The 26,749-nt window shown below is 65.3% G+C and carries 21 protein-coding genes; 11 read left to right on the top strand and 10 right to left on the bottom strand.

Going from position 1 to position 26,749, the window contains the following annotated elements:
* The first annotated feature begins 224 nt into the window (after positions 1-224).
* Genes F4827_RS10720 through F4827_RS10710 form a run of 3 tightly spaced genes read left to right on the top strand, consistent with a single transcriptional unit; the run spans position 225 to position 6,146 of the window.
* Positions 225-3,464: an efflux RND transporter permease subunit gene (locus tag F4827_RS10720; RefSeq protein WP_183723873.1), complete on the top strand. Its 3,240-nt coding sequence runs from the start codon at positions 225-227 to the stop codon at positions 3,462-3,464.
* A 34-nt stretch (positions 3,465-3,498) separates the two neighbouring features.
* A complete protein-coding gene (locus F4827_RS10715; RefSeq protein ID WP_183723874.1) occupies positions 3,499-4,671 on the top strand; it encodes an efflux RND transporter periplasmic adaptor subunit in 1,173 nt (390 codons plus the stop codon).
* Positions 4,668-6,146: an efflux transporter outer membrane subunit gene (locus F4827_RS10710; protein WP_183723875.1), complete on the top strand. Its 1,479-nt coding sequence runs from the start codon at positions 4,668-4,670 to the stop codon at positions 6,144-6,146. The genes F4827_RS10715 and F4827_RS10710 overlap by 4 nt, the downstream gene beginning before the upstream one ends.
* Here F4827_RS10710 and F4827_RS10705 read toward each other — a convergent pair.
* The 3 genes from F4827_RS10705 to F4827_RS10695 all read right to left on the bottom strand — a co-directional run bounded on the left by F4827_RS10705 (position 6,143) and on the right by F4827_RS10695 (position 8,716).
* Entirely contained in the window at positions 6,143-7,612 is a 1,470-nt protein-coding gene (locus tag F4827_RS10705; RefSeq protein ID WP_183723876.1) for a heavy metal sensor histidine kinase, read from the bottom strand. The two genes, F4827_RS10710 and F4827_RS10705, sit on opposite strands and share 4 nt — an antisense overlap.
* Positions 7,612-8,289, bottom strand: coding sequence for a heavy metal response regulator transcription factor (locus tag F4827_RS10700; RefSeq protein WP_183723877.1), 678 nt, complete (start codon positions 8,287-8,289; stop codon positions 7,612-7,614). Before F4827_RS10700 ends, F4827_RS10705 begins: the two co-directional genes overlap by 1 nt.
* A gap of 145 nt (positions 8,290-8,434) precedes the next feature.
* The gene (locus F4827_RS10695) at positions 8,435-8,716 is read right to left on the bottom strand and encodes a hypothetical protein (RefSeq protein WP_183723878.1); all 282 of its coding nucleotides are present in this window, start codon (positions 8,714-8,716) and stop codon (positions 8,435-8,437) included.
* 361 nt (positions 8,717-9,077) lie between these two features.
* Between F4827_RS10695 and F4827_RS10690 the strand changes: the two genes are divergently transcribed.
* The 4 genes from F4827_RS10690 (at position 9,078) to F4827_RS10675 (ending at position 13,936) form a co-directional block, all read left to right on the top strand.
* Positions 9,078-9,581 carry a sigma-70 family RNA polymerase sigma factor gene (locus tag F4827_RS10690; RefSeq protein WP_183723879.1) on the top strand — a complete coding sequence of 168 codons (504 nt, stop codon included), beginning with the start codon at positions 9,078-9,080 and terminating at the stop codon, positions 9,579-9,581.
* Between the two features lie 11 nt (positions 9,582-9,592).
* Positions 9,593-10,636 carry a FecR domain-containing protein gene (locus F4827_RS10685; protein ID WP_183723880.1) on the top strand — a complete coding sequence of 348 codons (1,044 nt, stop codon included), beginning with the start codon at positions 9,593-9,595 and terminating at the stop codon, positions 10,634-10,636.
* A gap of 118 nt (positions 10,637-10,754) precedes the next feature.
* Entirely contained in the window at positions 10,755-13,199 is a 2,445-nt protein-coding gene (locus tag F4827_RS10680) for a TonB-dependent receptor (protein WP_183723881.1), read from the top strand.
* Positions 13,200-13,204: 5 nt separating this feature from the next.
* Positions 13,205-13,936, top strand: coding sequence for a hypothetical protein (locus F4827_RS10675; RefSeq protein WP_183723882.1), 732 nt, complete (start codon positions 13,205-13,207; stop codon positions 13,934-13,936).
* Between the two features lie 64 nt (positions 13,937-14,000).
* On the opposite strand, the gene F4827_RS10670 is transcribed toward F4827_RS10675, so the two are convergent.
* Both F4827_RS10670 and F4827_RS10665 read right to left on the bottom strand, forming a co-directional pair.
* On the bottom strand, positions 14,001-14,987 hold the full coding sequence (locus tag F4827_RS10670; RefSeq protein ID WP_183723883.1) for a DUF535 family protein: 987 nt from the start codon (positions 14,985-14,987) through the stop codon (positions 14,001-14,003).
* A 166-nt stretch (positions 14,988-15,153) separates the two neighbouring features.
* Positions 15,154-15,909: a hypothetical protein gene (locus F4827_RS10665; protein WP_183723884.1), complete on the bottom strand. Its 756-nt coding sequence runs from the start codon at positions 15,907-15,909 to the stop codon at positions 15,154-15,156.
* Between the two features lie 400 nt (positions 15,910-16,309).
* On the opposite strand from F4827_RS10665, the gene F4827_RS10660 reads away from it, so the two are divergent.
* Complete coding sequence (locus F4827_RS10660; RefSeq protein WP_183723885.1) at positions 16,310-16,924, top strand: TetR/AcrR family transcriptional regulator; 615 nt, start codon at positions 16,310-16,312, stop codon at positions 16,922-16,924.
* 19 nt (positions 16,925-16,943) lie between these two features.
* Here the strand turns inward: F4827_RS10660 and F4827_RS10655 are convergent, their stop codons facing one another.
* On the bottom strand, positions 16,944-18,143 hold the full coding sequence (locus F4827_RS10655) for an MFS transporter (protein WP_183723886.1): 1,200 nt from the start codon (positions 18,141-18,143) through the stop codon (positions 16,944-16,946).
* Positions 18,144-18,241: 98 nt separating this feature from the next.
* Between F4827_RS10655 and F4827_RS10650 the strand changes: the two genes are divergently transcribed.
* Complete coding sequence (locus tag F4827_RS10650; RefSeq protein WP_183723887.1) at positions 18,242-19,195, top strand: LysR substrate-binding domain-containing protein; 954 nt, start codon at positions 18,242-18,244, stop codon at positions 19,193-19,195.
* Positions 19,196-19,204: 9 nt separating this feature from the next.
* On the top strand, positions 19,205-20,053 hold the full coding sequence (locus F4827_RS10645) for a helix-turn-helix domain-containing protein (protein WP_183723888.1): 849 nt from the start codon (positions 19,205-19,207) through the stop codon (positions 20,051-20,053).
* Between the two features lie 22 nt (positions 20,054-20,075).
* On the opposite strand, the gene F4827_RS10640 is transcribed toward F4827_RS10645, so the two are convergent.
* From F4827_RS10640 to eat, 4 genes are all read right to left on the bottom strand, one after another.
* Complete coding sequence (locus F4827_RS10640) at positions 20,076-21,104, bottom strand: helix-turn-helix domain-containing protein (protein WP_183723889.1); 1,029 nt, start codon at positions 21,102-21,104, stop codon at positions 20,076-20,078.
* 250 nt (positions 21,105-21,354) lie between these two features.
* On the bottom strand, positions 21,355-22,176 hold the full coding sequence (gene eutC, locus F4827_RS10635) for an ethanolamine ammonia-lyase subunit EutC (RefSeq protein ID WP_183723890.1): 822 nt from the start codon (positions 22,174-22,176) through the stop codon (positions 21,355-21,357).
* Positions 22,173-23,603 (bottom strand): ethanolamine ammonia-lyase subunit EutB, encoded by a 1,431-nt coding sequence (locus F4827_RS10630; protein ID WP_183723891.1) that lies wholly within the window; start codon positions 23,601-23,603, stop codon positions 22,173-22,175. Before F4827_RS10630 ends, eutC begins: the two co-directional genes overlap by 4 nt.
* Before the next feature lie 47 nt (positions 23,604-23,650).
* Entirely contained in the window at positions 23,651-25,072 is a 1,422-nt protein-coding gene (gene eat / locus F4827_RS10625) for an ethanolamine permease (RefSeq protein ID WP_183723892.1), read from the bottom strand.
* Positions 25,073-25,337: 265 nt separating this feature from the next.
* Between eat and F4827_RS10620 the strand changes: the two genes are divergently transcribed.
* Positions 25,338-26,738, top strand: a complete 1,401-nt coding sequence (locus tag F4827_RS10620) for a TolC family protein (protein WP_260175099.1) — start codon at positions 25,338-25,340, stop codon at positions 26,736-26,738.
* The last annotated feature ends 11 nt before the right edge of the window (positions 26,739-26,749 follow it).

Genomic DNA, 26,749 nt, shown 5'->3' with positions numbered 1-26,749 from the left:
CCTTCTGCAAGCCTGCATGTCTGTGTACGCGCCAGATACACGGCGATACAAAAAGCCCTCGCCTGACTGCTTTGCCGCAGAGCGCGCCCAACATTTCAGATTCGTAATCCGCCGGTCAGCCTCCGGCAAAGCCTTCACCCGCAGACTGCGAACCTCCATACCGTCGCGCGCGCCCGCTCCAAGAGCAGCGGGCACACGCGACTTCACGCTCATACAGGTTAGTCATGTGGATTGTCCGGCTCGCCCTGCGCCGCCCTTATACCTTCGCCGTGCTCGCGATTCTCATCCTGATCGCGGGCCCGCTCGCGATCCTGCGCACGCCGACCGATATCTTCCCTGACATCGACATCCCCGTGGTCAGCATCGTCTGGTCGTACAACGGCTTTTCGGCGCAGGACATGGCGCAGCGCATCACCTCGAACTACGAGCGCGCGCTGACCTCGGACGTCGACGATATCGAGCACATCGAATCGCAGTCGCTCAACGGCGTCTCCGTGATCAAGGTGTTCTTCCATCCGGGTGCCGATATCAACCGTGCGATCGCGCAGGCCGCCAGCAATTCGGCGTCGATCCTGCGCGTGCTGCCGCCGGGCACGCTGCCGCCGAACATCATCACGTACAACGCCTCGACCGTGCCGATCCTGCAATTGGGCCTCTCCAGCGCGACGCTGGCCGAGCAACAACTCTACGACCTGGGCAACAGCTTTATCCGCACGCAGCTGGCCACCGTGCAGGGCGCGTCGGTGCCGCTGCCGTTCGGCGGCAAGGTGCGGCAGATCATGGTGGATATCGATCCGCATGCGCTGCAGGCCAAAGGTCTCGCACCGCTCGACGTGGTCAACGCCATCAACGCGCAGAACCTGATCCTGCCGGGCGGCACCGCGAAAATCGGCGCGCGCGAATACAACGTGCAGATGAACGGCAGCACCGATAGCGTGGCGGCGCTCAACAATCTGCCCGTGAAAACCGTGAACGGCAGCGTGGTCTATGTGCGCGACGTGGCTCACGTACGCGACGGCTACGCGCCGCAAACCAATATCGTGCGCAGCGACGGCAAACGCGCGGCGCTGCTCACCGTCGAAAAAACCGGCAGCACCTCCACACTGTCGATCATCAGCCAGGTCAAGGCGCTGTTGCCGCATATCGCGGCGGGGCTGCCCAGGGCGCTCACGATCACGCCGCTGGACGACCAGTCCGTGTTCGTGAAATCGGCGATTGGCGGCGTGGTGCGCGAGGCGCTGATCGCTGCCTGCCTCACTGCGCTGATGATCCTGCTGTTCCTGGGTAGCTGGCGCGCGACGCTAATCATTGCCGTATCGATTCCGCTGGCCGTGCTCACGTCGATCCTCGCGCTTTCCGCGCTCGGTCAGACCATCAATATCATGACGCTGGGCGGCCTTGCGCTCGCGGTCGGCATACTGGTTGACGACGCAACGGTCGCGATCGAGAACATCACCCATCATCTGGAAAACGGCGAGCCGCTCTACGACGCGATTCTCAACGGTTCCGGCGAAATCGCCGTGCCCACTTTCGTCTCGACGCTGTCGATCTGCATCGTGTTCGCGCCGATGTTCCTGCTCACCGGCGTGGCGCACTACCTGTTCGTGCCGCTGGCCGAAGCCGTGATCTTCGCGATGGCGGCGTCGTACTTCTTCTCGCGCACACTGGTGCCCACGCTCGCGCTCTATCTGCTCAAGCCGCGCACGAACCCAAAGCGACCCACGAATGCGCTGATCGCCCGCCTGCAGGCATTGCAGAGCGCCTTCGAAGCGCGTTTCGAAGCGTTGCGCCTGATGTATCGCGCGACGCTCGCCAGCGCCATCGCGCGACGTCGCCGCTTCGTACCGCTGTTTCTCGGCTGCTGCGCGGCCTCGCTCGTGCTGCTGTTTTTCACGGGCCGCGACTTCTTCCCGAGCGTCGATACCGGCGAAATCCGTCTGCATCTGCGTGCGCCCACCGGCACGCGCATCGAGCAGACCGCGCGCCTCACCGATCAGGTCGAAGCGGCGATTCGCAAGACCATTCCGGCCAGCGAGCAAGGCGCGATACTCGACAATATCGGCGTGCCCGTCAGCGGCATCAATCTCACCTACGATTCGTCGGACCCGGTGGGTGCGGGCGATGCCGACGTGATGGTCTCGCTCAAGCCCGGCCATCGCCCGACGGCTCAATACGTGAGCGAGTTGCGCACGCAGTTGCCCAAGGCATTCCCGGGCGTGACGTTCGCGTTCCTGCCTGCCGATATCGTCAGCCAGATCCTCAACTTCGGCCTGCCCGCGCCGATCGATATCCAGATCGTCGGCAACAAGCTCGCCGCGAACCGCGTGATTGCCGACGATCTGCTCGCGAAACTGCGCCATGTGCGCGGTCTGGTCGACGCGCGCATCCAGCAGCCCGGCGACGCGCCCGCGATCAATATCGACGTCGATCGCACCAGGGCGATGCAGGCGGGTCTGCTGCAACGCGACGTCGCGCAGAACCTGCTGATCGCGCTGTCCGGCAGTTCGCAGACCACACCCAACTTCTGGCTCGATCCGAAGAATGGCGTGAGCTATCCGCTCATGGTGATGATGCCGCAGTACGACGTGAATTCCCTGCAGGCGCTGGCGAATCTGCCGCTAACCGGCTCCGGCGCGGTGAGCGCGGATACAGCGAAGAACGCGGGTGACGGCGCGCCCGTGCAGAATCTGCTCGGCTCGCTGGGCACGTTCTCGCGCGCCACCCAGCAGGCCGTGGTCTCGCACTACAACGTGCAGCCGGTGCTCGATATCTTTGGCGCGGTGCAGGGGCGCGACCTGGGCGCGGTGGCAAGCGACGTCGCCACGGTTGTGGACAGCGAGAAAGCGAAGCTGCCGCCCGGTTCGTCGATCGTGATCCGCGGCCAGGTGCAGGCGATGCACGAGGCTTTCTCCGGACTCCTGATGGGTCTCGCGTTCGCCATTGGGCTGGTCTATCTGCTGATGGTGGTGAACTTCCAGTCGTGGCTCGATCCGCTCGTGATTCTCAGCGGTCTGCCCGCATCGCTTGCGGGCATCGCGTGGATGCTGTTCGCCACCGACACCACGCTCAGCGTGCCCGCGCTGACCGGCACGATTCTTTGCATCGGCATTGCAACTGCCAACAGCATTCTGGTCGTCACCGCCGCGCGCGAGCGTCTTGCGCAAGGCGCAACCCCCTTCGAGGCCGCAGAACAGGCCGGCTTCACGCGCTTTCGCCCCGTCATGATGACGGCGCTCGCGATGTTGATCGGCATGCTGCCGATGGCGCTGGGTCTGGGCGACGGCGGCGAGCAGAACGCGCCGCTTGGACGCGCCGTGATTGGCGGCCTCGCGTGCGGCACCGCTTCGACGCTGATGTTCGTGCCGGTGGTGTTCGCCATCGCGCATGGCTGGCTCGCGCGCCGCAAGACGAAGCGAGCCGCGCAGAACGCCGCCCTCGACCAGCCCGCCGACGCCGAACAGTAACGCTCACCGATTTCGCGCCTTTTATCTACCGATCATGACCGACCTCGACAAACAACCCGCGCCGCGCCGCAAGGCCGCTTTCGTGCTGGCCGCGCTTGCGCTTGCGCTGCTCGCCGCCGGTGTGGTGCCGCGCCTGCATGCCAGCCGCGCGCTCGCCGCGCAAACCGCTTCGCAAAGTACGCTCACGGTTTCGGTGGTGAGCCCGCAACCCGCGCCGGCGAGCCAGGATCTCGTGCTGCCCGGCGCGGCGATGCCCTTCGCGGACACCGCGATCTTCGCGCGCACAAGCGGCTATATCGCGCACTGGTACACCGATATCGGCACGCACGTGAAGGCCGGCCAGGTGCTCGCGGATATCGCCGCGCCCGATCTCGACGCCCAGTTGCGCGCCGCACGCGCCGACGAAGCCTCGGCGCAGGCCGCCTACGCTTACGCGAAAACCACAGCGCAACGCTGGCAGACGATGCTCGCGAGTCAGTCCGTAGCGCAGCAGGACGCCGACGCGAAGCTCAGCGACATGCAGACCAGACAGGCGGCGCTCGCCGCGGCGCAGGCCAATGTCGCGCGGCTGGCCGAACTGGTCTCGTTTGAAAAAGTGACCGCGCCATTCGACGGCGTCATCACTGCACGCGACGTGGACGTGGGCGCGCTCGTGACAGCGGGCGGCACGCCCGGTTCGCCGTCCGCCGCCAACGAGTTGTTCCATCTTTCCCAGACGCAAACCCTGCGCGTATTCGTCGATGTGCCGCAAGACGATGCGGCGGATGTCAAACCCGCCACCGAGGCATGGTTGACGACGCAACAATATCCGGGCCGCCGCTTCAACGCGCGCGTGGCGCGCAGCGCGGGCGCGATCGATCCGACCAGCCGCACCTTGCGCGTGGAAATCGACGTCGACAATGTGGACGGCGCGCTGCTGCCCGGCGGCTACGTGCAGGCGCATCTCGCGCTCAAGAGCACCACGCCCGCGCTCGACGTGCCGGTGACCACGCTGCTGTTCCGTCCCGACGGGGTAACGGTGGCAACCGTCGATGCGACCGGCAGGACCTTGCTCAAGCCCGTGCATCTGGGCCGCGACTTCGGCACGCACGTGGAAGTCACCTCGGGCCTGTCCATGAGCGATCGCGTCATCGACAATCCCGGCGACAGCATCAGCAACGGCGAAACGGTGAGCATCGCCCAGCCTGCAAAGGCGGCTCAATCATGAGCACGCGACGTTTCCCTCTGCGTCTGGGTGTGATCGCGGTCGCCGCGGCGCTGGCGGCCTGTTCGACCACCGCGCCTTATCAGGCGCCCACGGTTGAAATTCCCGCGCATTATGCTGGCCAGCCGGATTCGAATGCTTCGAATGCTTCGAACGCTTCGAACCCCGCGTGGCAAGTCGCCTCGCCCGCCGATGCCGCGCCGCGCGGCGCCTGGTGGACCGTATTCGGCGACACGGAACTGAACACACTGGAAGCGCGCATCGACGTGTCGAACCAGAGCGTGCGCAAGGCGCTCGCCAATCTCGCCGAAGCGCGCGCCACCACCGACTATCAGCGCGCGGGCTTCCTGCCGACCATCACCGCGGGCGTCGCTCAGGACCGCTATCGCACCTCGGCGAACAAGCAGGGATCGTCGCTCGCGGGCAAAACCGTTCCCGACTATTCGATGGGCGTGACGGCGACGTGGGAGCCCGATGTGTTCGGCCGTATCCGCGATGAAGTGACCAGCGCCAACGCCACTGCGCAGGCCAGTGCCGCCGATCTCGAAGCCGTGCGTCTTGCGATGACGGCTCAGCTTGCCGTCGATTATTTCAATCTGCGTTCGCTCGACGCGCAAAAGCAGTTGCTCGACGACAGCGTAAGCGTCTACACCCGCGCACTCGCCATCGTGCAGGATCAGTTGCGCAATGGCGCGATCGATGCATCGGCGGTGGCGCAGGCGCAGACGCAACTGGAGAGCACTCGCACCCAGGCACGCGATATCGACGTAAGCCGCGCGCAACTGCAACATGCGATTGCCACCCTGATCGGCGAGCCGGCCTCGATATTCTCGCTGCCGCCCGTACCCGATGCACAGGCCGCGCAGGCTGGATTCAAGCTGCCGGCCATTCCTGCGGGCCTGCCCTCGCAACTGATCGAGCGTCGCCCCGATATCGCCGCCGCCGAGCGCCGCGTGGCCGCTGCCAACGCGCAGATCGGCGCGGCGCATGCGGCCTTCTTTCCCAATCTCGTGCTCAGCGCGACAGCCGGGCTGGAAAGCTCGATGTTCGCGCCGTGGCTGAGCGCGCCGAGCCTGTTCTGGTCGCTCGGGCCTCAACTGGTCGGCACGATCTTCGATGGCGGCAAGCGCAGCGCAACGCTGCATGCGGCCAGCGCGCACTACGACGGCACCGTGGCCGACTACCGGCAGACCGTGCTCACGGCGTTCGAGCAGGTGGAGGACAACCTGTCCGCGCTGCAGGCGCTGGCCGACGAATCCGCCACGCAGCAGCGCGCCGCACAGGCCGCGCAGCAGGCCTTGCAGCTCACGACGAACCGTTTCAATGCGGGTGCGCTCAGCTATCTCGACGTCGTGACGTCGCAGACCATCGCACTGACGAACCAGCGCGACGCGGTGGTGATCGAGGGCCGCAGAATGACCGCGTGCGTCAGGCTGATCGAGGCGCTGGGCGGCACCTGGAACAACAACGCGGGCTAGGCCCGCGGGAAGCTCAGAATGAAACGCGTGCTGCGCGCATCGCTTTCGGCCCGCACCTTGCCGCCGTGCAGTTCCATCACGGTACGCACGATGGCAAGGCCCAGCCCCGCCGAGGCCCCCGCGCCCGTCGATTCGGGCCCGCGCGTGCGCGAGGGATCGGCGCGATAGAAGCGCTCGAAAATACGCTCAAGGTGTTCGGGCGGAATCGGCGTGCCGGGGTTTTCGACCATGATGTCGAGCGTCGCCTCATGCGCCTGCACGGCCAGCACGATCGTCCCGCCTGGCGGCGTATAACGCAGCGCATTCGCCAGCAGATTGCTGAGCGCGCGGCGCAACAGTTCGACATCGGCGCTCAATGACGCGCTGCCCTGCACGCTGATGGCAAGACCCGCTTCGTCGGCGAGACCTTCGAAGTATTCGGCGATGCGTTCGAGTTCGTCGCGCAGATCAAACGCGCGGCGCCGCATCTCGAAGCGTGGATGCTCGGCGCGCGCGAGGAAGATCACGTTTTCGATCATGCGCGACAATCGTTCGCATTCCTCCAGATTGGACGCCAGCACGGCCTGATATTCATCGTCCGAGCGCGGGCGCGCGAGCGCGATTTCGGTCGCTCCGCGCAGATTGCTCAGGGGCGTGCGCATGTCGTGCGCAAGATCGGTGGTGAACTGGCTCAGACGCTGGAAACCGGCGTGCAAACGTTCGAGCATCGCGTTGAGCGATTCGACCAGCGTCGCCAATTCGCTGGGGATATGTTTGACGCGGATAGGCCGGTCGAGCCGGTATGCCGTCACTTCGCGCGACTGATCGGCGATCTGCCGCAGCGGCCGCAGCGCGAGCCGCACCAGCGCATAGCTGCCCAGCAGCACCACCAGCGTGCCGATACTGCCCGCCAGCCCGAGCGTGTCGCGATACGAATCGAGCAGGCTCAGCGGGCCGCGCAGATCGCGCGCAATGCCCACCCGCACGGTCTCGCCATTGCGCAGCGCGACGTCGAAGGCGATGCTGCGCACCGGCACGCCCTGGACGCTGCGCCATTCGCGGATCGCCGTATCGACGATGCGCGCGTCGGGCGCGAGCACGAGCGCACCGGCGCGCGCGGCGGACAGATCGATATCGTTGGCGGTAACGGCGTCGTCAAGCGGCCTCGGCGGTTCGTCGAAGGTCGCGCCTTCGTCGTGTGCCGCCACAGGATGGCCCTGTGCATCGACAATGCGCAGGGCGAGCGCCTGATTGCCCAGCACGGCGCTCGACAGACGCAGCGCATGATCGCGCGCGTCCTGGGCGGAGCCCAGCTCGGCAGCCAGGCGGCGCACGTGACGCGCCGCCAGCACGATGTCCTGATCGTCCTGCTTGCGCACCTGATGCGCGAGCGCTACATAGAGATACCAGCCCACGCAGGCAAACACCGCGAAGGTGGTCGCGCTGAACAGCAGCGCCAGCGTCAGCGCGAGCGAGCGGCGCGCCATCAGGGCGGGTCCTTTTCTTCCATCACGTAGCCCACGCCGCGAACCGTGTGAATCAGCCTGCTCTCATAGCCGTCGTCGATCTTCGCGCGCAGGCGGCGAATCGCGACTTCGACCACATTGGTGTCGCTGTCGAAATTCATGTCCCACACGAACGAAGCGATCTGCGTACGGCTGAGCACTTCGCCCTGGCGTCGCGCGAGCAGTTGCAGCAGCGAGAATTCGCGCGGCGTGAGGTCGATGCGGGTTGCGCCGCGTTTGACGCGGCGGCGGATCACGTCGATTTCGAGATCGGCGATACGCATGGTTTGCGCTTCGCGCGGCGGCCCGCGACGCGCCAGCGTGCGCACGCGCGCGAGCAGTTCGACGAAGGCGAACGGTTTGACCAGGTAATCGTCGCCGCCCAGTTCGAGCCCTTGCACGCGATCGGCGACATCGTCGCGCGCGGTGAGAAAGAGCACGGGAGTCGCGCGCGTGGCGCGCAGACGCTTGAGCACCGACCAGCCGTCGAGCACCGGCAGCATGACGTCGAGCACGATCACGTCGTACTCCTCTTCCTGCGCGAGCAGCAGCCCTTGCGCGCCGTCGGTCGCGAGATCGACGCTGCAGCCCGATTCCTCAAGCCCTTTCTTGACGTAGGCCCCCGCCTTTGGCTCGTCTTCGATCACGAGGACTCGCATACGCATTCTCCCGCCTTCATGGTGGGTCGATTTTACCCAAACCCGCGTCAAGCAAGGGGCCGCCGGATAACGCACGGATAACCGGCGGATTACATTTTCGACATCCGGGGGCCCAGTGGGAACGCACGCACAGCGTAAGCGCAGCTCAGTGGTGAAGGTAGAGCGCGCTCAAGCGAGCGTCTTCCGGGGCGCTGCCCGATTGCGAGTTTCCGGCTGTCGCGTTGCCGTAACCGCTGGTGCCGGAAGCCGAAGTCTTGACGACGCCACGCGGGGTATCCACGCTCGGCTGCTGCTGCGTGCCGCTCTGTTGCGCCTGCACGCTCTGCGGGCTGACCTGCATGTTCTGGATACGCTCGTTCTGCGCAAAGGCGATCACGGGAAACATCGTTGTGCTTACGATAAGTGCAGCAAACAGTTTGGCTTTCATGGTAATGCTCCTCGAATAAGGCAAAAAATCATTGAATTGCGCGCCGATGGACATTGGCCTTGCGCGCCGCGACTTCAGAAGAATCGCGAAGTCAGGAGCATTGTGTGCGTCGCTGACTTAAGGGATTCTGAAACCGCAGGACGATGACAAAATCGTAATCAGGCTGATATTTCAGCGTCAGCTGGCGTCGCTGTTTCACCAGAAAGGTGCAAAGTGCGGACCACCAACCCTCCCTATTCGCGAACAATTCTCATTTACTTATGCGAAATCAACGTGTAAGCTACGCTGCCTGGATGTAAGCCAACGCCCGATTCTCTAACCTGAACGCTCCCAGACCGCACACCGCCTTGCGTCACGCCGCATGACTGCCCTTCCGCCCTCCGCCCAACTTGAGATCGACGCGCTTTACCGCGCGCATCACGGCTGGCTGCATGGGTGGCTGCGTCGCAAGCTCGGCTGCGCGCACCGCGCCAGCGATCTCGCGCACGACACCTTCATGCGTCTGCTCGCGCGCGAGGAGCCGGTCGAAGCGCGCGAACCGCGTGCGCTGCTCACCACCGTCGCCCAGCGCGTGCTCTACAACCACTGGCGGCGCGAGCAGGTCGAGCGTGCGTATCTGGAAGCGCTGGCCTATATGCCCGAGGCGCTCGCGCCCTCGCCGGAAGACCAGGCCGTGCTGCTCGAAACGCTCTGCGAAATCGACCGCCTGCTCGACGGTCTGCCCGTTATCGTCAAGCGTGCGTTTCTGCTCGCGCAGCTCGACGGCGCAACGCACACCGAGATCGCGGCGACGCTTGGCATCTCGCTGGCCACCGTCAAACGCCATCTGGTGAGAGCCGCGGCGCAGTGCTTCTTCGCGCTGTGAGCGAGACGCCGATGTCAGCCACCCCGCGCGATATCGCGCCTGAAATCGCCCATCGCGCCATCGAGTGGTGGCTCGATCTGGGCAGCGGCGCGATCACGCCGGCGCAGCGCGCGGCGCTCGATGCGTGGCGCGCGGAACACGCTGATCATGAGCGCGCCTGGCAGCATATCCAGACCGTCTCGCAACGCTTCCAGTCGCTGGGTCAGGGGGCATCGGCGCATGCGGCGCGCGCCGCGCTCACGCGCGGCGTTTCGCGAGGCCGGCGCTCGACCGTCAAGGCGCTGGCCGCGCTCTTCTTCGTGGGCGGCGCGACGTGGAGCGCGCGGCATCGCTACGCGTGGCCGGGCTGGACCGCCGATATGCACACCGCCACCGGCGAAATCCGCACCTACACGCTGGAAGACGGCACGGCGCTGACGCTCAATACATCGTCGGCTGTCGATCTGCGTTTTACGGCGCATGAGCGCCGCGTCGTGCTCAGGCGCGGCGAGATCATGGTAGTCACTGGACATCGTGACGAGGGGAATGGCAGCGCGAAAGGAAGCACGAGAGGAAGCACGAAAGGACGCAGAAGCGGCGGCGCAACCCTGCGCCCCTTCGTCGTGCAGACCGCGCAGGGCACGGCTACGCCGCTCGGCACGCGCTTTTCCGTGCGCCAGCAGCAGGACGACACGCGCCTTGCCGTATTCGAGGGTGCGGTGCGCGTCGTCCCCGACGATGCGCCGCTGGCCGCCCGCACGCTGCACGCGGGCGAATCCACGCGTTTCACCCGCAGCGCGCCAAGTGAAATCGAATCGATCGAGAACGCAGCGGCGGCCTGGACGCAGGGCATGCTCGTTGCCAACGATATGCGTCTAGACGATTTTCTGGTCGAACTTGCGCGCTACCGCGAAGGCGTCCTGCGCTGCGATCCGCGTGCGGCTTTGCTGCGCGTATCCGGCACCTATCTGCTCGCCGATACCGATCGCGTGCTGGATACGCTCTCGCGCGCACTGCCATTGCGCGTGGATTATCTGACGCGCTACTGGGTCACGGTGACCCCCGCACGCAGCTGATTCGCGCCTCGCCCGATCATCGGCATAAAAAATTTTCGAAAACCTGAGCTGTTTTCGATTCTCGCGGGACAAGCCAGATGAAAGCACTTTTATCTGACTCATTCCAGCCTTCGATTCCATGTCATCACTTCTTCAGGCCTCGCGCCGACGCCATCACTGGATCGGCGCGGCAGTCCTCGCGCTGTTTGCCGCCAGCGCCCAGCCGGTCGCCGTTGCGGCGCCGCCCGTCGCTTCCCTGCCGAGCGCCAGCGTGCAGCACTACGAGATTGCCGCGGGGCCGCTCGCAACGGTGCTCAACCAGTTCGGCCAGCAGGCCGGCGTGATGATCGCCTATCCGGGCGCGCTGGCCGCGAATCGCGCGAGCGCGGGATTGCACGGCGATTACCGCGTTAGCGACGGCCTCGCGCGCATTCTGCGCAATACGGGGCTTAGCGCCAGCGCACAGGAGAACGGCAGCTACACGCTCGCGCAAGACGCCAGCAACGCCGCGCTCCCGGACAGCGCCGTGCTGCCCACCGTGAAAGTGGCGGCGGCCGCCATCAAGGCGGGCAGCTATCGCGCCCCCACCGAAGCCAACGTCACGCGCTCGGACACGCCCGTGCTCGATACGGCACAGGCCGTCAACGTGGTGCCCGCGCAGGTTCTGCACGATCAGCGCCCGCGCAATCTGGACGATGCGCTCGCCAATGTGAGCGGCATCGTGCAGGGCAACACGCTCGCGGGCACGCAGGACACGCTGCTCAAGCGCGGCTTCGGCGGCAATCGCGATGGCTCGATCATGGAAAACGGCATGCCGCTGGTGCAGGGCCGCGCGCTCAACGACGCCGTCGACAGCGTCGAAGTGCTCAAGGGCCCCACTTCGCTGCTCTACGGCATCATGGACCCGGGCGGCGTGGTAAACGTGGTCAGCAAGCAGCCCTTGCTGACGCCGTATCACGCGATCTCCGTGCTCGGTTCGACCTATGGGCACGGCCGCAATGGCGGCGGCGCGACGCTCGACACCACCGGTCCGATCGGCGATACCGGTCTGGCCTACCGGCTCGTACTCGATCAGGTCAGCGAACAATACTGGCGCAACTTCGGCGAGCATCGGGAAACGCTGGTGGCGCCTTCGCTCGCGTACTACGGCAGCGATACCCAGGTGGTGCTGTCGTATCAATACCGCAAGTTTCTGTATCCCTTCGATCGCGGCACCGCGCTCGATCCCAAGACCAATCAACCGCTGGCGATTCCCGCGCGCGAACGTATCGACGAGCCGTTCAACAACATGACCGGCGAGTCCCATCTCGCACAGTTGCTCGTGGATCATCAGATCAACGCGGACTGGAAGGCGCACTTTGGCTACAGCTATAACCGCGAGACCTACGACGCCAACCAGTTGCGCGTGCAAGGCGTCAACAGCACCACGGGCGTGCTCTCGCGCAGCAACGACGCCACGCACGGCGCGGTGAGCACGGACAGTTACGCGACCGCCTATGTGGACGGCCACTTCACGCTGGCCGGTTTGCGCAACGATCTCCAGGTGGGCGTGGACGACGAATACCGCCGCATCTATCGTGCCGATCTGCTGCGCCAGGCCACGCAATACAGCTTCAATTATCTGCATCCGGTCTATGGCCTCGAAAGCCCGTCGAGCACCGTCTCGGCCAGCGACAGCGATCAGACCGATACGCTGCACGATGCGTCCGTCTACTTCCAGGACAGCCTCCATCTGAGCGACAAGTGGATTCTGGTAGGCGGCGCGCGCTTCATGACCTACAACCAGATCGCCGGCAAGGGACGGCCTTTCAAGGCCAATACCGATCTGAGCGGCAACAAATGGCTGCCGCGCGCGGGCGTTGTCTATAAGGCAAGCGAAACCGTTTCGCTCTATGGCAGCTATACGCAATCGCTCAAGCCGACTTCGACGATCGCGCCGCTCAGCACGGGCGTGGTAGTCGATTCGTCGGTGAAGCCGGAAGAAGCGACTTCGTGGGAACTGGGTGCGAAAGTCGCCATGCCCGCAGGGCTCACGGGCACGCTCGCGCTCTTCAATATCGACAAATCGAATGTGCTGGTCTCGCAGTACAACGACACCACCAAACAGACCGACTGGCGCACCTCGGGCAAGGCGCGCTCGCGCGGCGTGGAACTGGATGTGTCCGGACAGATTGGCGAGCACTGGAGCGTGATCGCCAGCTACGCATATATCGACGCCAGGACCCTCGAAGACCCTGTCTATGCGGGCAACCGGCTTTGGAACGTCGCGCAGAATACCGCCTCGCTCGCGGCCGTGTACGACTTCGGCACCGTGTTTGGCGGCGACCAGTTGCGCGTGGGCGCGGGCGCGCATTACGTCGGCTCGCGCCCCGGAGATTCGGCCAATAGCTTCACGCTGCCCGCCTATACCGTGGCCGACGCCTTCGCGACCTACGACACGAAAATGGGCGGCCATCGCGTGTCATTCCAGCTCAACGTCAAGAACCTCGTCAACAAGACCTACTATCCGTCCAGCGCGAACCGTTATTTCGTCGCCGTGGGCGACGCGCGCCAGGTCTCGCTGCTTTCCACTTTCGAATTCTGATCATCATGGCTTTCCGATTTGCTCCGCGTCCTGCGCGACGCCGCGCGCTGCTCTCACTTGCGGCTCTCGCTGCCGCCTGCGTCGCGCCTGCCGGCCATGCACAAACCCCGCCAGAAAAAGGCGCGATCCTGATGGTCGTGCAACTCGACGGGCCCAATATCGCCGTGGACCGGCAGATCGCCGCGCATCTGCAAAGCCGCGGCTATGAGGTGCAACTCGTGAACCAAGACTTCGATCCACGCGCCGCGTTGGGTGCGAGGCTCGTGGTGATTTCTTCCACCGTCTCGGCCAAGGACGTGCCGCCCGGTTGGCGCGACGCTCCTGTGCCGTTGCTCACATGGGAAAACGATCTGCTCGACGATCTCGCCATGAGCGGCAAACGGCATGACGTCGATTTCGGCGAGGTGGAAAAGGAGCGCTATCTGTGGCTCGTGAATGCGCCGCATCCTGCGTCGGCGGGGCTGCCCGCCGGCGTCGCCAACGTCTTTCGCAAACAGGCGCCGATGAGCTGGGGCAAGCCCGGGCTTGGCGCATCGATCATCGCGACCATTTACGGCCAGCCTGAAAAGGCCGCGATCTTTACCTACGAGAAAGGCGCGACGATGGACTACGAAGCGCTCGCGCCCGAGCGGCGCGCGATGTTCTACATGGACAACGATTCGTTTGCGAACCTCTCGGCGGCGGGTCTGAAGCTCTTCGATGCGGCGATCGACTGGAGCGCGAAACGCGCGATCTAATCCGCATCGTGTATTCAGGAAGTTCCGAAACGGTCAGTGATCCTGCCAGATATGGGTTGCCAGTCTACTTCCTGAGGGTGTTCAAGCCCAGTTGAGCACCCGCCCATGCGAGGCCGAGCGGCTTTGCAATACGCGTCGGAATGCTGATTTCGGCGAACTCGCCCTCGCGCTTCGCTCCACGGAGATGGTCTTGAATCTGTGCGCTCATACTCGCGATCAGCGCCTGGCGACGCCGGAACGCCGAACGCTTGTTCGACGGCACGTCTTCGATCGCGCGATGCGGCAAGCTCAACGGCAAGGCATAGCCACTTTCGATGGGCACACCGCCCAGTTCGAGCCAGAACGTGTCGTAGTCGGAGCGAAACTGTGCGTCGCTCGCGCTGGAGATGTGCGACGCACGCGCCACCGCCACGATGCGCGCGAGGCCCAATTCGCGGCCCATCGCGCAAAGCGCTTCGATCACCGCCGCCTTCGGGCGCAGGCCATCGCAGGCCCGCGTCACCGCGCGCACGCGATCCCGATGCTCGCCCGACGGTCCCTGCAGACCGCCGATAAATACGCCCGTGCGCCGGTGCGTGTCCTGCTCGAAGATAACGCTTATCCACGCGAGATCGACACCGGTTTGCGCATCGCGCATTGAAATACTCAGTAATCCTTCGCGTTTGCAAAGCGTGACTTCGCGCGCCACAATCTCAAACTGTTCGCACGATGCCAACACCACGGGCTCGCCGCTCACATAGAGCCTCTCCAGCCAGCTATCGCCAAGCAGTCGCGACATGGCCGCGTAGTGTCCCGCGATCAGCGTCGCTCTTGCTTGCGCGTCGAGACCGGCGCGGCCGAAGCGGTGAAAGGGCTTCTCCGCGAAACGCCGGTCGCGGCGCGCGGCGGCGGCCAGCAAGGGAATATCGGTGAGTGCGCGTATCCAGATGCGCCCCGCGGCGGGTTTCAGGCCGGCATAGAGCCAGACGCGGGCGCGACTGAAGCGCGCCTTCAAGGTCGAACCCGGAATGGATTCGCGCAGCAGCCGCTGCATGGCAAGCATGGTTTTCATTGCTATAGCGAAGGTAAAGCCGGTCCTGCACTACTCGTCCCGACGCGCAGCATGCGGTCGGCCCAAGCGTATTCTGGGCAAGCGCCATGCAGCAACTATCGAGGAATGATGGAGATCGTATGGAGCGCGCTCGGTCCCCGGGCGCGCAAACGTTTCCCCCAAAAAATCAGGCAGGAAAAATACTTGCCACGGCGTCCTGATCGTGGCTGGCGATCTGCATTGGCGCGCCATAGCAACGCTCAAGCAGATCGGTGCGCATGACTTCGCGCGGCGCTCCATCGGCGATGGAGCGGCCGTTCGCGATCAGCACGAGGCGGTCCGCATGGCGTGCGGCGAGATTGCAGTCGTGCGCGATAGCGAGCGCGCCGATATTCCACGCGCGCGTGAGCCTGCGCGCCGTGGCGAACAGCCGGTGCTGCTGAACGAGGTCGAGCGCCGCCGTGGGCTCGTCCATCAACAGATAGCGCGGCGGCATCTGATGGGCGTCGAGCGTCCATAACTGCGCAAGCGCACGTGCGAACTGCACGCGTGCGAATTCGCCGCCCGAAAGCGTGGTGATGTCGCGATCCGCCAGCGGCGCGACGCCCGCCAACGCCAGCATGTCCTGCACCAGCACGTCGACAGGAAACGGCATGGCCGCGCCATCCAGATGCGCGTAACGGCCTAGTCGCACCACATCGCTCACGGGCACCGCGAGAGCCTGCTCGCGGCGCAGGACGTCGGCGCGGATTGGCCTGGCGGCGCTCGCGCCTTGAGTGTCCGTGGAGCTTGAGGCGTCGCCGGTCGCCGCGCTCTGCGCGAGCGTTGCGGTGGCGGCGGGCTGGGCCGCCTGGGCGGCCAGTGCGTTGCTGGCGTAAAGCGCGCAGGCTTCGGCGATCAGCGCCGGTAACACGCGCCGCACCAGGCTTTGCTTGAGATGCATCGAATCTACCCCGTAGTCAGAATCCAGGCGCTTCGGCTTCTTACGAACCGAAAGCGGGCTCGACCTTAGCTTGAATGCAAACAATTCGCATTTACTTTTTAATAGACGGTCAGGCTCAGGGTAATGAATACTCGCTGAAAGCCTGCTCCGAAACCCCGCGGACGCGGCTGAAAAGCGCCGTCTTATCAGGCAGTTAGTTGCTATCTTGAGGTGCGGATAGAAACAGCCGCGTATGTTTGTTTTGTGCGACTCCGGCGACGGCAAGCCCTTATATGCAACATGGGTATGAAGTGCGCAATCCGCTGGAATTGGCATGAATTGGCCGGAAATGCCCGGTTTCGGCGCGAGAAACGCCGCGCCGGGATCGCTCGGCAGCGAGGCGAACCAGTAAAATCGCGTCATGGATTCGACCGCCACCCCGCAACGCCTGACCGACCGCAAACGCGCCGCCATTCTGGAAGCGGCCATCGAGGAATTTCTCGCCGCCGGTTACGACGCCACCAGCATGGACCGCATCGCCGCGCGCGCGAGCGTCTCCAAGCGCACGGTCTACAACCACTTTCCGGGCAAGGAGGCGCTGTTCGCGGCGATCCTCATGCGCCTCTGGGATGCGAGTCAGACCGGTGCGCCGCCCGCCTACCGCGCTGCGGAACCGTTGCGCCCGCAACTGCTTGCGCTGCTCGCGCGCAAATTGCGCCTGATGGCCGATGAGTCGTTTCTGGCGCTCGCGCGCGTGGCGATCGCGGCAGGCATCCACTCGCCCGAGCGCGCTCGCGACATGGTCGCGCGCCTGGGCGAGCGCGAGGAAGACGTGACGGTGTGGATTCGCGCCGCCGCCGCCGACGGACGTCTGCGCATCGACGATCCGCTGTTCGCGGCGCAGGAGTTGCAGGGCATGGTGAAGGGTTTCGCATTCTGGCCGCAGGTGACGATGGGCCAGGCGCCGCTGGACGAAGCCGCACAGGCGCGCATCGCCGAATCCGCGGCGGATATGTTTCTCGCCCGCTACGCCTGAGCCGGCGCGCGCCGGCAGGTCAACGCAGCGGCACCCGCGCCTCGATACCCGGCACGCCATGCAGCGCGCGTGGGCGCCAGAACCGCCACGCCAGCAGCCCCGCCAGCGCCTGCGCGCCGATCACGAAGGCCACGCAGCCGCTCCAGCCCCACAGCCGCCAGGCGGCCACGGGCAGCACCGAGCCCAGGCTGCCGCCCAGGTAATAGAACGACAGATACAGGCCGATGGCGGTGGGCCGCGCCGCGCCGGCGCTCTGCGAAATGAACGTATTGGCGGCCGCCTGTTCGACGAAAACGGCGGTCGATCCCAGCGCGAGGCCGAGCAGGATCGGCACGAGACCGTGCGCGAGCGTGAGCAGCGCGCCTGCCAGCGCAAGCCAGGCCGCCCACACCGCCAGATCGCGCGGCGAGCGATGACGCGCGATGCGTCCCGCAAGCGGCGTCACTACCGTTGCGAGCAGGAACACGGCGTAAATCGCGCCGATCTGCGCGGCGCCAAAGCCATAAGGCGGCTGCGCGAGCCGCAGTCCGGCAAACGTGAAGGTGGCCACCTGCGAAGCAAGCACGCACGCGCCAAAGCCGAACGACGCCAGTAGCGGCGGCCGCGTGAACAATTGCAGACGCGATGGCGCGGGCGGTTCTCCGATACGCGATTCGCGCCCTGCACGCCTGACATCGGGAAGCCATGCATAGATCGCCACGCCTGACACCAGGCTCAACATCGCCACGACATCCAGCGCATGCCGCCAGCCGAGCGCGGACACGCACGCATTCGTCACGAAGCGCCCGGCGAAACCGCCAAGCGTGGTGCCGGCGACGAACAGCGCGCTCACTTGCGCCGTCTCTTCGCGCGAAAACAGCTCGCCGATAAATGACACCGCAATCGCGAAGATAAACGGCATCAGCATTCCGACGGCGAAGCGCGCGGCGAGAAACGTCGCGAACCCGCCCGCATGGGCCGCCCACCACGCGGGCAGCGCGGACGCCATCGCCGCCCCCGCGATCACCGTGCGTCGAGCGAAAGGCGCCGCGATTGCGCCGACGAATGGCGCGATAATGGCAACCGCCAGCGTGGTTGCGCTCACGCCCTGCCCGGCGCGTTCGGCGCTCACGCCAAACGCCTGTGCAAGCTCGCGCAAAATGCCCTGCGTGGCGTAGAGATTGAGGAAGGCCGCGCAGCCGCAAAGAAAGAATGCCGCGCGCAAGGGCTTGCCTGACATGAATGGTTTCCGTGACGATAGGCGTCCATTCAGTCTGCCGGGCCCGCGCGTCGCAGGCCAATACCGTTTTTGTCGTGATTGATACCGGAACGCTTCGCATGCTCGATCTGCGCCGCCTGCGCTACTTCGTGACCGTCGCCGACGAACTGCACTTCGGCCGCGCCGCCGATCGTCTGCATATGGCCCAGCCGCCGCTTACGCGCCAGATTTCCGCGCTCGAAACGGAACTGGGCCTCCGCCTGTTCGAACGCTCGACGCGCAATGTCACGCTGACGCCGGAAGGCGCGCAGTTTCTCGATCACGCGCGGCGGGTGCTGGATGCCGCCGCCAGCGCGCAGACTTCGGCGCAGCGGCTTGCGAGCGGCGCATCGGGACGTCTGGCGATCGGCTATACGAGTTCCATTCCGATGTCGCGCGCGTTCAGCGAGATCGTGCGTGAATTCGGCCGCGCGGCGCCCGAGGTGGAATTGAGTTTTCGCGAAGTGGCGAGCGTCGATCATCATCGGCAGATCGCGGCAGGCGTGCTCGACATTGCCTTCGGCTGGGCCGCGCCGCAAGCCGTGCCGCCGGAGATCGCGCAGCGCGTGCTGGCGCGCGAAGCGCTGGTGGCCGCCGTGCCGTCTGGCAGCGACCATGCCGCGCACGATGCGATCGACTTTGCGGCGCTCGCGCACGAGGCCTTTATCAGCTATCCGCCGGGGCAAGGCGCCGCGCTCAATGCGGCGCTCTATCGCCTTTGCACGAAAACCGGCTTCACGCCACGGCTGGGGCCAACCGCCACGCAGGTCGCGACGCTCGTGGCGCTGGTCGCCGCCGAGCGCGGCGTCGCGATCGTGCCCGCTTCCGTGGCGGCGTTGCAGATGCCCGGCGTGCGTTACGTGCCGCTTGCGAACGAGGCGCCACTCGAACAGACGCTGCTGTGGCGCGCGGACGATGCCTCGCGTTGCGCGCTGCGCTTTGTCGAGTTCGCTCATGACAGCGTCAATCTTGGCTCAAGTGGTGGCTCAAGTGGTGGCTCAAGTCGAAGCGCAGATCGAACGCAATCCACCTGACGCCAAGCCATGCCCAAGCCACGCAAAAACGCAAAATCCAGTGCGCCGCGCCACGCGCCACACCTGCGCCAGCCGCCTTTTATCGATACGCTGCCGGTGCCTGTGTACTTCCGCACCGAGCACATGCCTTCGCACGCGACCTATCCTTCGATGTGCCACCCGTGGGGCGAGTTCGTCTATTCGTTCAGCGGCATCACCGAACTCACCACGCGCGACGACTACTTTCTCGCGCCGCCGCATATGGCCTTGTGGATCGCGCCCGGCACCGAACACGTGGGCTTCAATCACGCGGAAACGGTGCATTGCTCGGTCTATATCAAGCGCGAACTATGCGCCGCGCTGCCCGCCCAGACCTGCGCGGTGATGGTGTCGCCGCTCGTGCGCGCGATGCTCGAACATCTGCGCTCGCTGCCGCCCGAAGGCGAGGACGGCCTCGAATCGCCCACGCGCGCGCGCCTGCTGCGCGTGCTCGTCGATCAGCTCGGCACCTGCGCGACCACGGGCAGTTATTTGCCCCAAGGCAACGATCCGGAGCTGGACGCGGTGCTCAAGGTCTTCCACGACAATCCCGCCGATAACCGCCCGCTCGCCGAACTGGCCGCCGCGTTTCACATGAGCGAGCGCACGCTGATGCGCCACGCTCAGCGCGAGCTGGGTATGTCGCTGACCGAATGGCGCGCGCGTCTGCGGCTGGTGAGCGCGCTGCCGCTGCTGCAGGCGGGGCGCAGCGTGGAGTCGGTGGCGCTCGATCTGGGCTATGCCACTTCATCGGCGTTCATTGCGATGTTCCGGCGTCTCACGGGCACAAGCCCGGGCAAGTTCATCGCCCGCCCCGCCAATCATCAGGTGTCCGGATGATTCTCCGGCGCGACGCGTGGAATTACGCCGCGCGCAGCGCTTCCGAAGGCCGCATGCCGAACATGCGCCGATAATCCGTCGCGAACTGGCTCAGATGCCAGAAGCCCCAGGCCGCCGCCACGTCCTGCACGGAGCCAGCGGCGCGCCCGCACAGATCGCGGCGCGCGCCATTCAGGCGCAGCGCGCGCAGATAGGTGGCCGGGGCCATGCCCAGCACATCCTGGAAGCAGTATTGCAAGGTGCGACGGCTCACGTGCAGTTGCTCGCAGAGTTCGGGCACACCGACCGGACGCGAGCGATGCGCAAGCACGTAATCGCGCGCCTGCGCGACGATCCAGCGGCGGCGCGACGGCGCGTCGGCTGGCGTGTCGCCTGGCTCGTCGTTGTGCGCCGTGCAGGCATCGAAGAGCGCCGCCAGCAGTTCTGCCTGAACGTCGTCGCGTTCGATATCGGAAAGCACGCCGTCGCTTTCTTCGCCATCGTCCGTGTTGCCCAGGCGTTGCGCGAGCAATCCACAAAGCTGCGCAAGGCGCGCCGCGCCCGCGCGCACCGTCGGCGCGGCAGGCAGGCGCGCGTCCAGCGGCACGCGTTCGACGGTTTCAGCATAGCGGCGCAGCACGTCGCCGCGCACGACCACGCCGTAGATCGAAAACTGCGCGGGCGTGAGCAGTTCGAATTCGACATTGCCGGGCCGCACGGCAATCGCATGCTCGCCGAAGGGTTGCGAATCGATACGCGCCTGCGCGTCCGGCGCCGCCGGAATGCCGAACCAGTACGCGTCGCCACGCACCTCGCACGCCTGACGCAGCGTGTGGCTGGTGGTCTCGCAGAAAATCTTCATGGTATCGAGCGGAATCTCCGTGAGCGTGCCGACGAAGCGGCCCGCCGCGAGCTGGTCGTAGGTCTGCCGCCAGCCGACCAGATTGCGCGCCTGCTCGTCGGCGTCATGAGCGACGCTCACGATCGCGCGCCCGGCCGGCACCTGTGCGCCCTGGGCGTTGAGGCGGGTGTCTTCCGCGGTCTGTTCGATGCGCGTGCCCGCTTGATTCATAGGTGACTCCTTGCGCATGAGATTGATCGAAACGATCAGGCTTCGATGCAAAATTCGCGCCAGGGATGGGCGGGCCAATGCCGCGGGATAGGTGCGTCCTGCTTGTGACACGGATGGGTCGAAGATGCGCCTTCGCGGAACACCGCGGCAAGCCTGGCGCGGTTTATCGATGTTCAAAATCGGCGCATCGTTGCGCAATGCGCCGTGACTCACGCACCAAAAATGTGCGTGCGCAATGCCGCGCGCTCACTTACGCCGTTTCAACGCGCGCCACAACCGGCTCTTGCGGCAAGGTCGCATCGCTATCGTCTTTCAGGCCCACGCCCGTCAACTGCAACCGCCGCGCCTGCGTGAGCAGGTAATGCAGCTTGTGCGCCGCCGCTTCGTAGGGCAGGCCTTCGGGCCGCACATTCGAAATGCAGTTGCGCTGCGCGTCGTGGCAACCCACCTTCGGCGCCCATGTGAGATAGACGCCCAGACTGTCGGGCGAACTCAATCCGGGACGCTCGCCTATCAGCATGGCGACGAGCTTCGCGCCCAGCAATTCGCCGATTTCATCGCCCAGCGCCACGCGCGCCTGGCGCGCCACCACCACGGGGCCGATGCGCCAGGAATTCGTGGCGGCGTCGTCATCCAGACGCCTGCGCACTGCCTGCAGCAGCGGCAAGGCCTGTTTCGCCGCCGCAAAAGCCGAAAGCCCGTCGCCGACCACGAACACCACATCCGGCGCGATATAGGCGGCGTCGGCCTCGGCGTTGGCGCGCAACTGGGCAAGCGCCTCACGGCTTTCGTCGCTTAGCCTGCGCCCGAGGTCCGGCCGACGCAAATAATGCTGCCGGTCAGCCGCTGCGCTAGCCACGCCTAGCGTCGCGAAGCCTTGCCCTTCAAGTTGCGAGCGCAACGTTTCTGCATCGAGCGGCTGATGCACCGCGTCGCGCGCCTGCGCGTGCGAGAGATTGAACGCCAGCAGCGGCGCGGTCGGCAGGCCATTGCCCGCGCGGCCCAGCGCAATGCGCGCGTGCGTGAATGCCTTCAGCCCCGCCCAAGGATTCTTTTCGACGGCATCGCTCATGCGCTCGCCTCCTGGCCTGCGCCCACGCCGCTGCCCTCGATCCCCATCCACTCGTTCGCGCCAGCGAGCAGCGGCACGCGCGCCGAGGTGGGCAGCAGCACGCCCTTCGCATCGGCGATTTCCATGGTTTCCAGCCATTCCTCGAATTCAGGCGCGCGGCGCAGGCCCAGCACCTCGCGCACATAGAGCGCGTCATGGAACGACGTGCTCTGGTAGTTGAGCATCACGTCGTCCGCGCCGGGAATCCCCATGATGAAGTTGATGCCCGCCGTGCCCAGCAGGGTGAGCAACGTATCCATATCGTCGGAATCGGCTTCGGCGTGATTGGTGTAGCAGATATCGCAACCCATCGGCACCCCTAACAACTTGCCGCAGAAATGGTCTTCCAGCCCTGCACGGATGATCTGCTTGCCATCGTAGAGATATTCCGGGCCGATGAAACCCACCACCGTATTGACGAGAAACGGATCGAAATGGCGCGCGACTGCGTAGGCGCGCACTTCGCAGGTCTGCTGATCGACGCCGTAATGCGCGTTCGCGGACAGCGCGCTGCCCTGCCCCGTTTCGAAATACATGAGGTTATTGCCGACGGTGCCGCGTTTGAGCGACAGCGCCGCTTCGCGCGCCTCGCCCAGCAGCGCGAGCGAAATGCCGAAGCTCGCGTTGGCCTTTTCCGTGCCCGCGATCGACTGGAACACCAGATCGACGGGGGCGCCCTTTTCGATGGCCGCGATGGTGTTGGTGACGTGCGTGAGCACGCATGATTGCGTGGGCACGCGATAGCGCTCGCGAAAGCCGTCGATCATCGCGAGCAGCTTGACGATGGCCGCGAGGCTATCGGTGGCGGGATTGATGCCGATCATCGCATCGCCGCAGCCGTACATGAGGCCGTCGAGCATGGAAGCGGCAATGCCTTTTACGTCGTCGGTGGGATGATTCGGCTGCAGGCGCACCGACATGCGACCCGGCAGCCCCACGGTGTTGCGAAAACGCGTGATCACGGGACGCTTGCGCGCCACCGCGATCAGGTCCTGGTTGCGCATGAGCTTGGAGACGGCCGCGACCATCTCCGGCGTGAGGCCGCGCCCTACGCGCTCAAGCGCGGCGCTATCCGCCGCGGGCGAGAGCAGCCAGTTACGGAAGTCGCCCACCGTGAGATGGGAGACCATCGCGAACGCCTGCGCGTCGTGCGTATCGACGATCAGGCGCGTGACTTCGTCACTCTCGTAGGGGATCAACGCTTCGTTCAGGAAGGTCTTGAGCGGCACCTCGGCCAGCGCCATTTTCGCGGCGACGCGCTCTTCCTCGCTGGCCGCCGCCACGCCGGCGAGCTGGTCGCCGCTGCGCAGCGGACTCGCCTTCGCCAGCAGGCTTTTCAGGTCCGCGAAACGGTAGGTACGCGGACCGATCGTCTCCGTATAGGCCATCGGTTCAACTCCTGCGCTCAGGCATGGTGCGGAGAATCATTGTGCGCTCATTCCTCCAGCAGCGCGCCGGACGTTTCCAGCGGGTCTGCGGCTTGAATGACCTGGGAAGCGGCTTCGCGCTGGGCACGGGTCGCGAGGAAATAAGCATAGCCGAGCGCGAGAAAACCCACGAAGATCACCGCGACCAGCGCATTGAAATACACCATCGTGCCAAGGCAAACCAGCGCGGCAAGCAGCGCGAAGGCCGGGAAGAACGGGTAGAGCGGCGCGCGGAACGGCCGGGCCAGACGCGGTTGCGCGCGGCGCAGCTTGAACAGCGCGGCCATGCTGACGATATACATGACGATCGCGCCAAACACCGACATCGTGACGATATTGGCCGTGAGCGTCTGGCCGCCGAACTGGATCAACTCGTCGCTATAGATGGCCGCGATGCCGATCACGCCGCCCGCGATAATCGCGCGATAAGGCGTCTTGAAGCGCGGATGCACCTTGGCGAGCCACGCAGGCAGGTAGCCTTCGCGAGCCAGCGCGAAGATCTGGCGCGAGTAGCCCAGGATGATGCCGTGGAACGACGCAACCAGACCGAACAGGCCGAGCCAGACGAGCATATGCATCCAGCCGCTATGCTCGCCAACGATGTATTTCATGGCTTGTGGCAGCGGGTCGTTGATATTGGCGAGTTTGGTCCAGTCGCCCGCGCCGCCTGCGAACACCATCACGCCCACGGCGAGCGCCACCAGCGTCAGGATGCCGGCAACATAGGCGATCGGAATCGAACGCTTGGGGTTCTTCGCTTCCTCGGCGGCCATGGCCACGCCTTCGATGGCGAGGAAGAACCAGATCGCGAACGGAATTGCAGCGAACATGCCGTGGAAGGCGCCCATCGAAAAGTGATCGACGCCCGACCAGCCGCCTTTGGAGAAGTGGTCCCATGAGAAGCCCGGCGACACCACGCCCATGAACACGAGCAGTTCGAAGATGGCCAGCAGCGTCACCACCAGTTCGAACGTCGCGGCGATCTGCACGCCGACGATATTGAGCGCCATGAACACGAGGTACGCGCCCATCGCTGCGTGCTTCGGCTCAAGTCCCGGAAATTGCACGTGCAGATACGCGCCGATAGCCAGCGCGATGGCCGGCGGCGCGAACACGAATTCCACCAGCGTGGCCGCGCCCGCCAGAAAGCCGCCTGCGGGGCCGAAGGCGCGGCGCGCATAGGCAAACGGTCCGCCCGCGTGCGGGATCGAAGTGGTGAGTTCGGTGAAGCTGAAAATAAAGGTGGTGTACATGGCCGCCACGAACAGGGCCGTGACGACGAAGCCTAGGGTGCCGGCGCTCGCCCAGCCGTAGCTCCAGCCGAAATATTCGCCGGAAATCACAAGCCCGACGGCGATGCCCCACAGTTGCCACGTGCCGAGCGTCTGCTGAAGCGCGGGCGCGGACTGGCCTTTTGACTCTGCGTGCATGGTGTTTTCTCCTCGATGAAAGCCCGCGCGGGCGTGGCGGTGAGTCGACGGATGCGACCTCGGACAGCCCAGGCGGGGATGAAAACCATGCTAGAGAGTCATAAATCGACGTGTTATCGAAAATCGGCAATCTGGAATTATTACAATTGCCATACGAATTACTATCAACTGGCTGTTTGATCCCTTAAGCAGCACATAAGCGTTTACCCAGCAGAATGCCTCGCAATGCTGCCGTAGCAGCCCTGCATTCGTCGAGGAACGTCCGTTGTCCTGCCTGTCTTTCCGTGTGTCATGTCGCGCCTTGCCGCTCGCCGCTCTCATTCTGGGCGGCTGCGCGGTTTATCACGCGAAGCCCTTGCCGTCGAACGATTCGTTGCTCACGCAGGAGACGCTTCAGCGCGTGCAGATCGATCCGGCGACCATGCCCTTGCCTGTGCTCGCGGCGCATCGCTTCGATCCGTCCGATGGTTTTGATATCGACGAAGTGGCGATGCTGGCGGTCGCGAACAACCCCGATCTGCGACTCGCCCGCGACGATCTGCACATCGCACAGGCGCAGGCCTTTTCCGCAGGACTGGTACCCGATCCGCAGGTCGGCATATCGAGCGACTATCCGGGCGCTGCGGGGCTGTCTCGCGCGTTCAGCTACGGCTTGAGCATGGACGTGATGGCAATCGTCACGCGTGGCGCCAATAAACGCTCAGCCGATGCCACCGTGCGTAAAACGGATCTGGGCCTGCTATGGCAGGAATGGCAGATCGTTGCGCAGGCGCGCCAGTTGTTCGTCAAGATGCGCTTCCAGGGCGAGGCGTTGCCGCTGCTCGCCCAACAGGCCGCCCTGTCGCAACAGCGCTACATGCGAATCGCGCATGCGGCACGCGAGCACAACGTCACCGGCGACACGGCGACCGCCGCGCTCACGGCGTCGCAGGACGCGCGCAAGCAATATGTCGATATGCAGCGCGCGCACGAACAAGCGCACCACGACCTGAACGCGCTGCTTGGTCTCGCGCCCGATGTCGATCTGCCGTTGGCGGGCGAGGCGCAAGTCCAACCCGTCGATGCAGGCGCGCTCAACGCGGCGCTCGCCGCGCTGGCGCAGCGCCGCCCCGATCTGATCGCGCTACAGGCAGGCTACGAAGCGCAGGAACAGAAATATCGCGCCGCCATTCTCAACCAGTTCCCGAGCCTGTCCGTGGGCTTCACGCGTCAACGCGATACCTCGGAGATCTATACGAGCGGCTTCGCCATCAACCTCACGCTGCCGGTGTTCAACCGCAATCGCGGCAACATCGCCATCGAGCAGGCCACGCGCGAGCGTCTTGCCGACGAGTACCAGAGCCGTCTGAACGCCGCCCGCGCCGATATCGCGCATTTGCAGGCCGACGGCGCGCTAGCCTCGCAGCAACTCAACGAGGACGAAGCCGCGCTGCCCGAACTCGACTTCGCGGCAGCGCGTGCGCGCGACGCTTACGCGGCGCACGACATCACGATTGGCCAGTACGTCGATGCGCAAAGCGCAGCGCTTGCACGCCGCGTCGACACCGCCGCCGCGCGCGAGGCGCTCGCGGAGCAACGCATCGCACTCGAAGCGCTGCTGGGTGGCGCGATTCCCCCGCCCTACGGCGCGGCGAACGACAGCACACGGGACGCCGCCTCCCGCTGATACAGGCACCG

Source organism: Paraburkholderia bannensis (genome assembly GCF_014200455.1).
GTDB classification, from domain to species: Bacteria; Pseudomonadota; Gammaproteobacteria; order Burkholderiales; family Burkholderiaceae; genus Paraburkholderia; species Paraburkholderia bannensis_A.
Note: the sequence above shows the minus strand (reverse complement) of the source record. Positions and strands in the feature narration are given on the sequence as shown.

Bases quoted from the DNA above. Each gene is read 5' to 3' on its own strand.
- F4827_RS10720 (WP_183723873.1), top strand. From the start codon at position 225: ATGTGGATTGTCCGGCTCGCCCTGCGCCGCCCTTATACCTTCGCCGTG.
- F4827_RS10715 (WP_183723874.1), top strand. From the start codon at position 3,499: ATGACCGACCTCGACAAACAACCCGCGCCGCGCCGCAAGGCCGCTTTC.
- F4827_RS10710 (WP_183723875.1), top strand. From the start codon at position 4,668: ATGAGCACGCGACGTTTCCCTCTGCGTCTGGGTGTGATCGCGGTCGCC.
- F4827_RS10705 (WP_183723876.1), bottom strand. From the start codon at position 7,612: ATGGCGCGCCGCTCGCTCGCGCTGACGCTGGCGCTGCTGTTCAGCGCG.
- F4827_RS10700 (WP_183723877.1), bottom strand. From the start codon at position 8,289: ATGCGAGTCCTCGTGATCGAAGACGAGCCAAAGGCGGGGGCCTACGTC.
- F4827_RS10695 (WP_183723878.1), bottom strand. From the start codon at position 8,716: ATGAAAGCCAAACTGTTTGCTGCACTTATCGTAAGCACAACGATGTTT.
- F4827_RS10690 (WP_183723879.1), top strand. From the start codon at position 9,078: ATGACTGCCCTTCCGCCCTCCGCCCAACTTGAGATCGACGCGCTTTAC.
- F4827_RS10685 (WP_183723880.1), top strand. From the start codon at position 9,593: ATGTCAGCCACCCCGCGCGATATCGCGCCTGAAATCGCCCATCGCGCC.
- F4827_RS10680 (WP_183723881.1), top strand. From the start codon at position 10,755: ATGTCATCACTTCTTCAGGCCTCGCGCCGACGCCATCACTGGATCGGC.
- F4827_RS10675 (WP_183723882.1), top strand. From the start codon at position 13,205: ATGGCTTTCCGATTTGCTCCGCGTCCTGCGCGACGCCGCGCGCTGCTC.
- F4827_RS10670 (WP_183723883.1), bottom strand. From the start codon at position 14,987: ATGAAAACCATGCTTGCCATGCAGCGGCTGCTGCGCGAATCCATTCCG.
- F4827_RS10665 (WP_183723884.1), bottom strand. From the start codon at position 15,909: ATGCATCTCAAGCAAAGCCTGGTGCGGCGCGTGTTACCGGCGCTGATC.
- F4827_RS10660 (WP_183723885.1), top strand. From the start codon at position 16,310: ATGGATTCGACCGCCACCCCGCAACGCCTGACCGACCGCAAACGCGCC.
- F4827_RS10655 (WP_183723886.1), bottom strand. From the start codon at position 18,143: ATGTCAGGCAAGCCCTTGCGCGCGGCATTCTTTCTTTGCGGCTGCGCG.
- F4827_RS10650 (WP_183723887.1), top strand. From the start codon at position 18,242: ATGCTCGATCTGCGCCGCCTGCGCTACTTCGTGACCGTCGCCGACGAA.
- F4827_RS10645 (WP_183723888.1), top strand. From the start codon at position 19,205: ATGCCCAAGCCACGCAAAAACGCAAAATCCAGTGCGCCGCGCCACGCG.
- F4827_RS10640 (WP_183723889.1), bottom strand. From the start codon at position 21,104: ATGAATCAAGCGGGCACGCGCATCGAACAGACCGCGGAAGACACCCGC.
- eutC (WP_183723890.1), bottom strand. From the start codon at position 22,176: ATGAGCGATGCCGTCGAAAAGAATCCTTGGGCGGGGCTGAAGGCATTC.
- F4827_RS10630 (WP_183723891.1), bottom strand. From the start codon at position 23,603: ATGGCCTATACGGAGACGATCGGTCCGCGTACCTACCGTTTCGCGGAC.
- eat (WP_183723892.1), bottom strand. From the start codon at position 25,072: ATGCACGCAGAGTCAAAAGGCCAGTCCGCGCCCGCGCTTCAGCAGACG.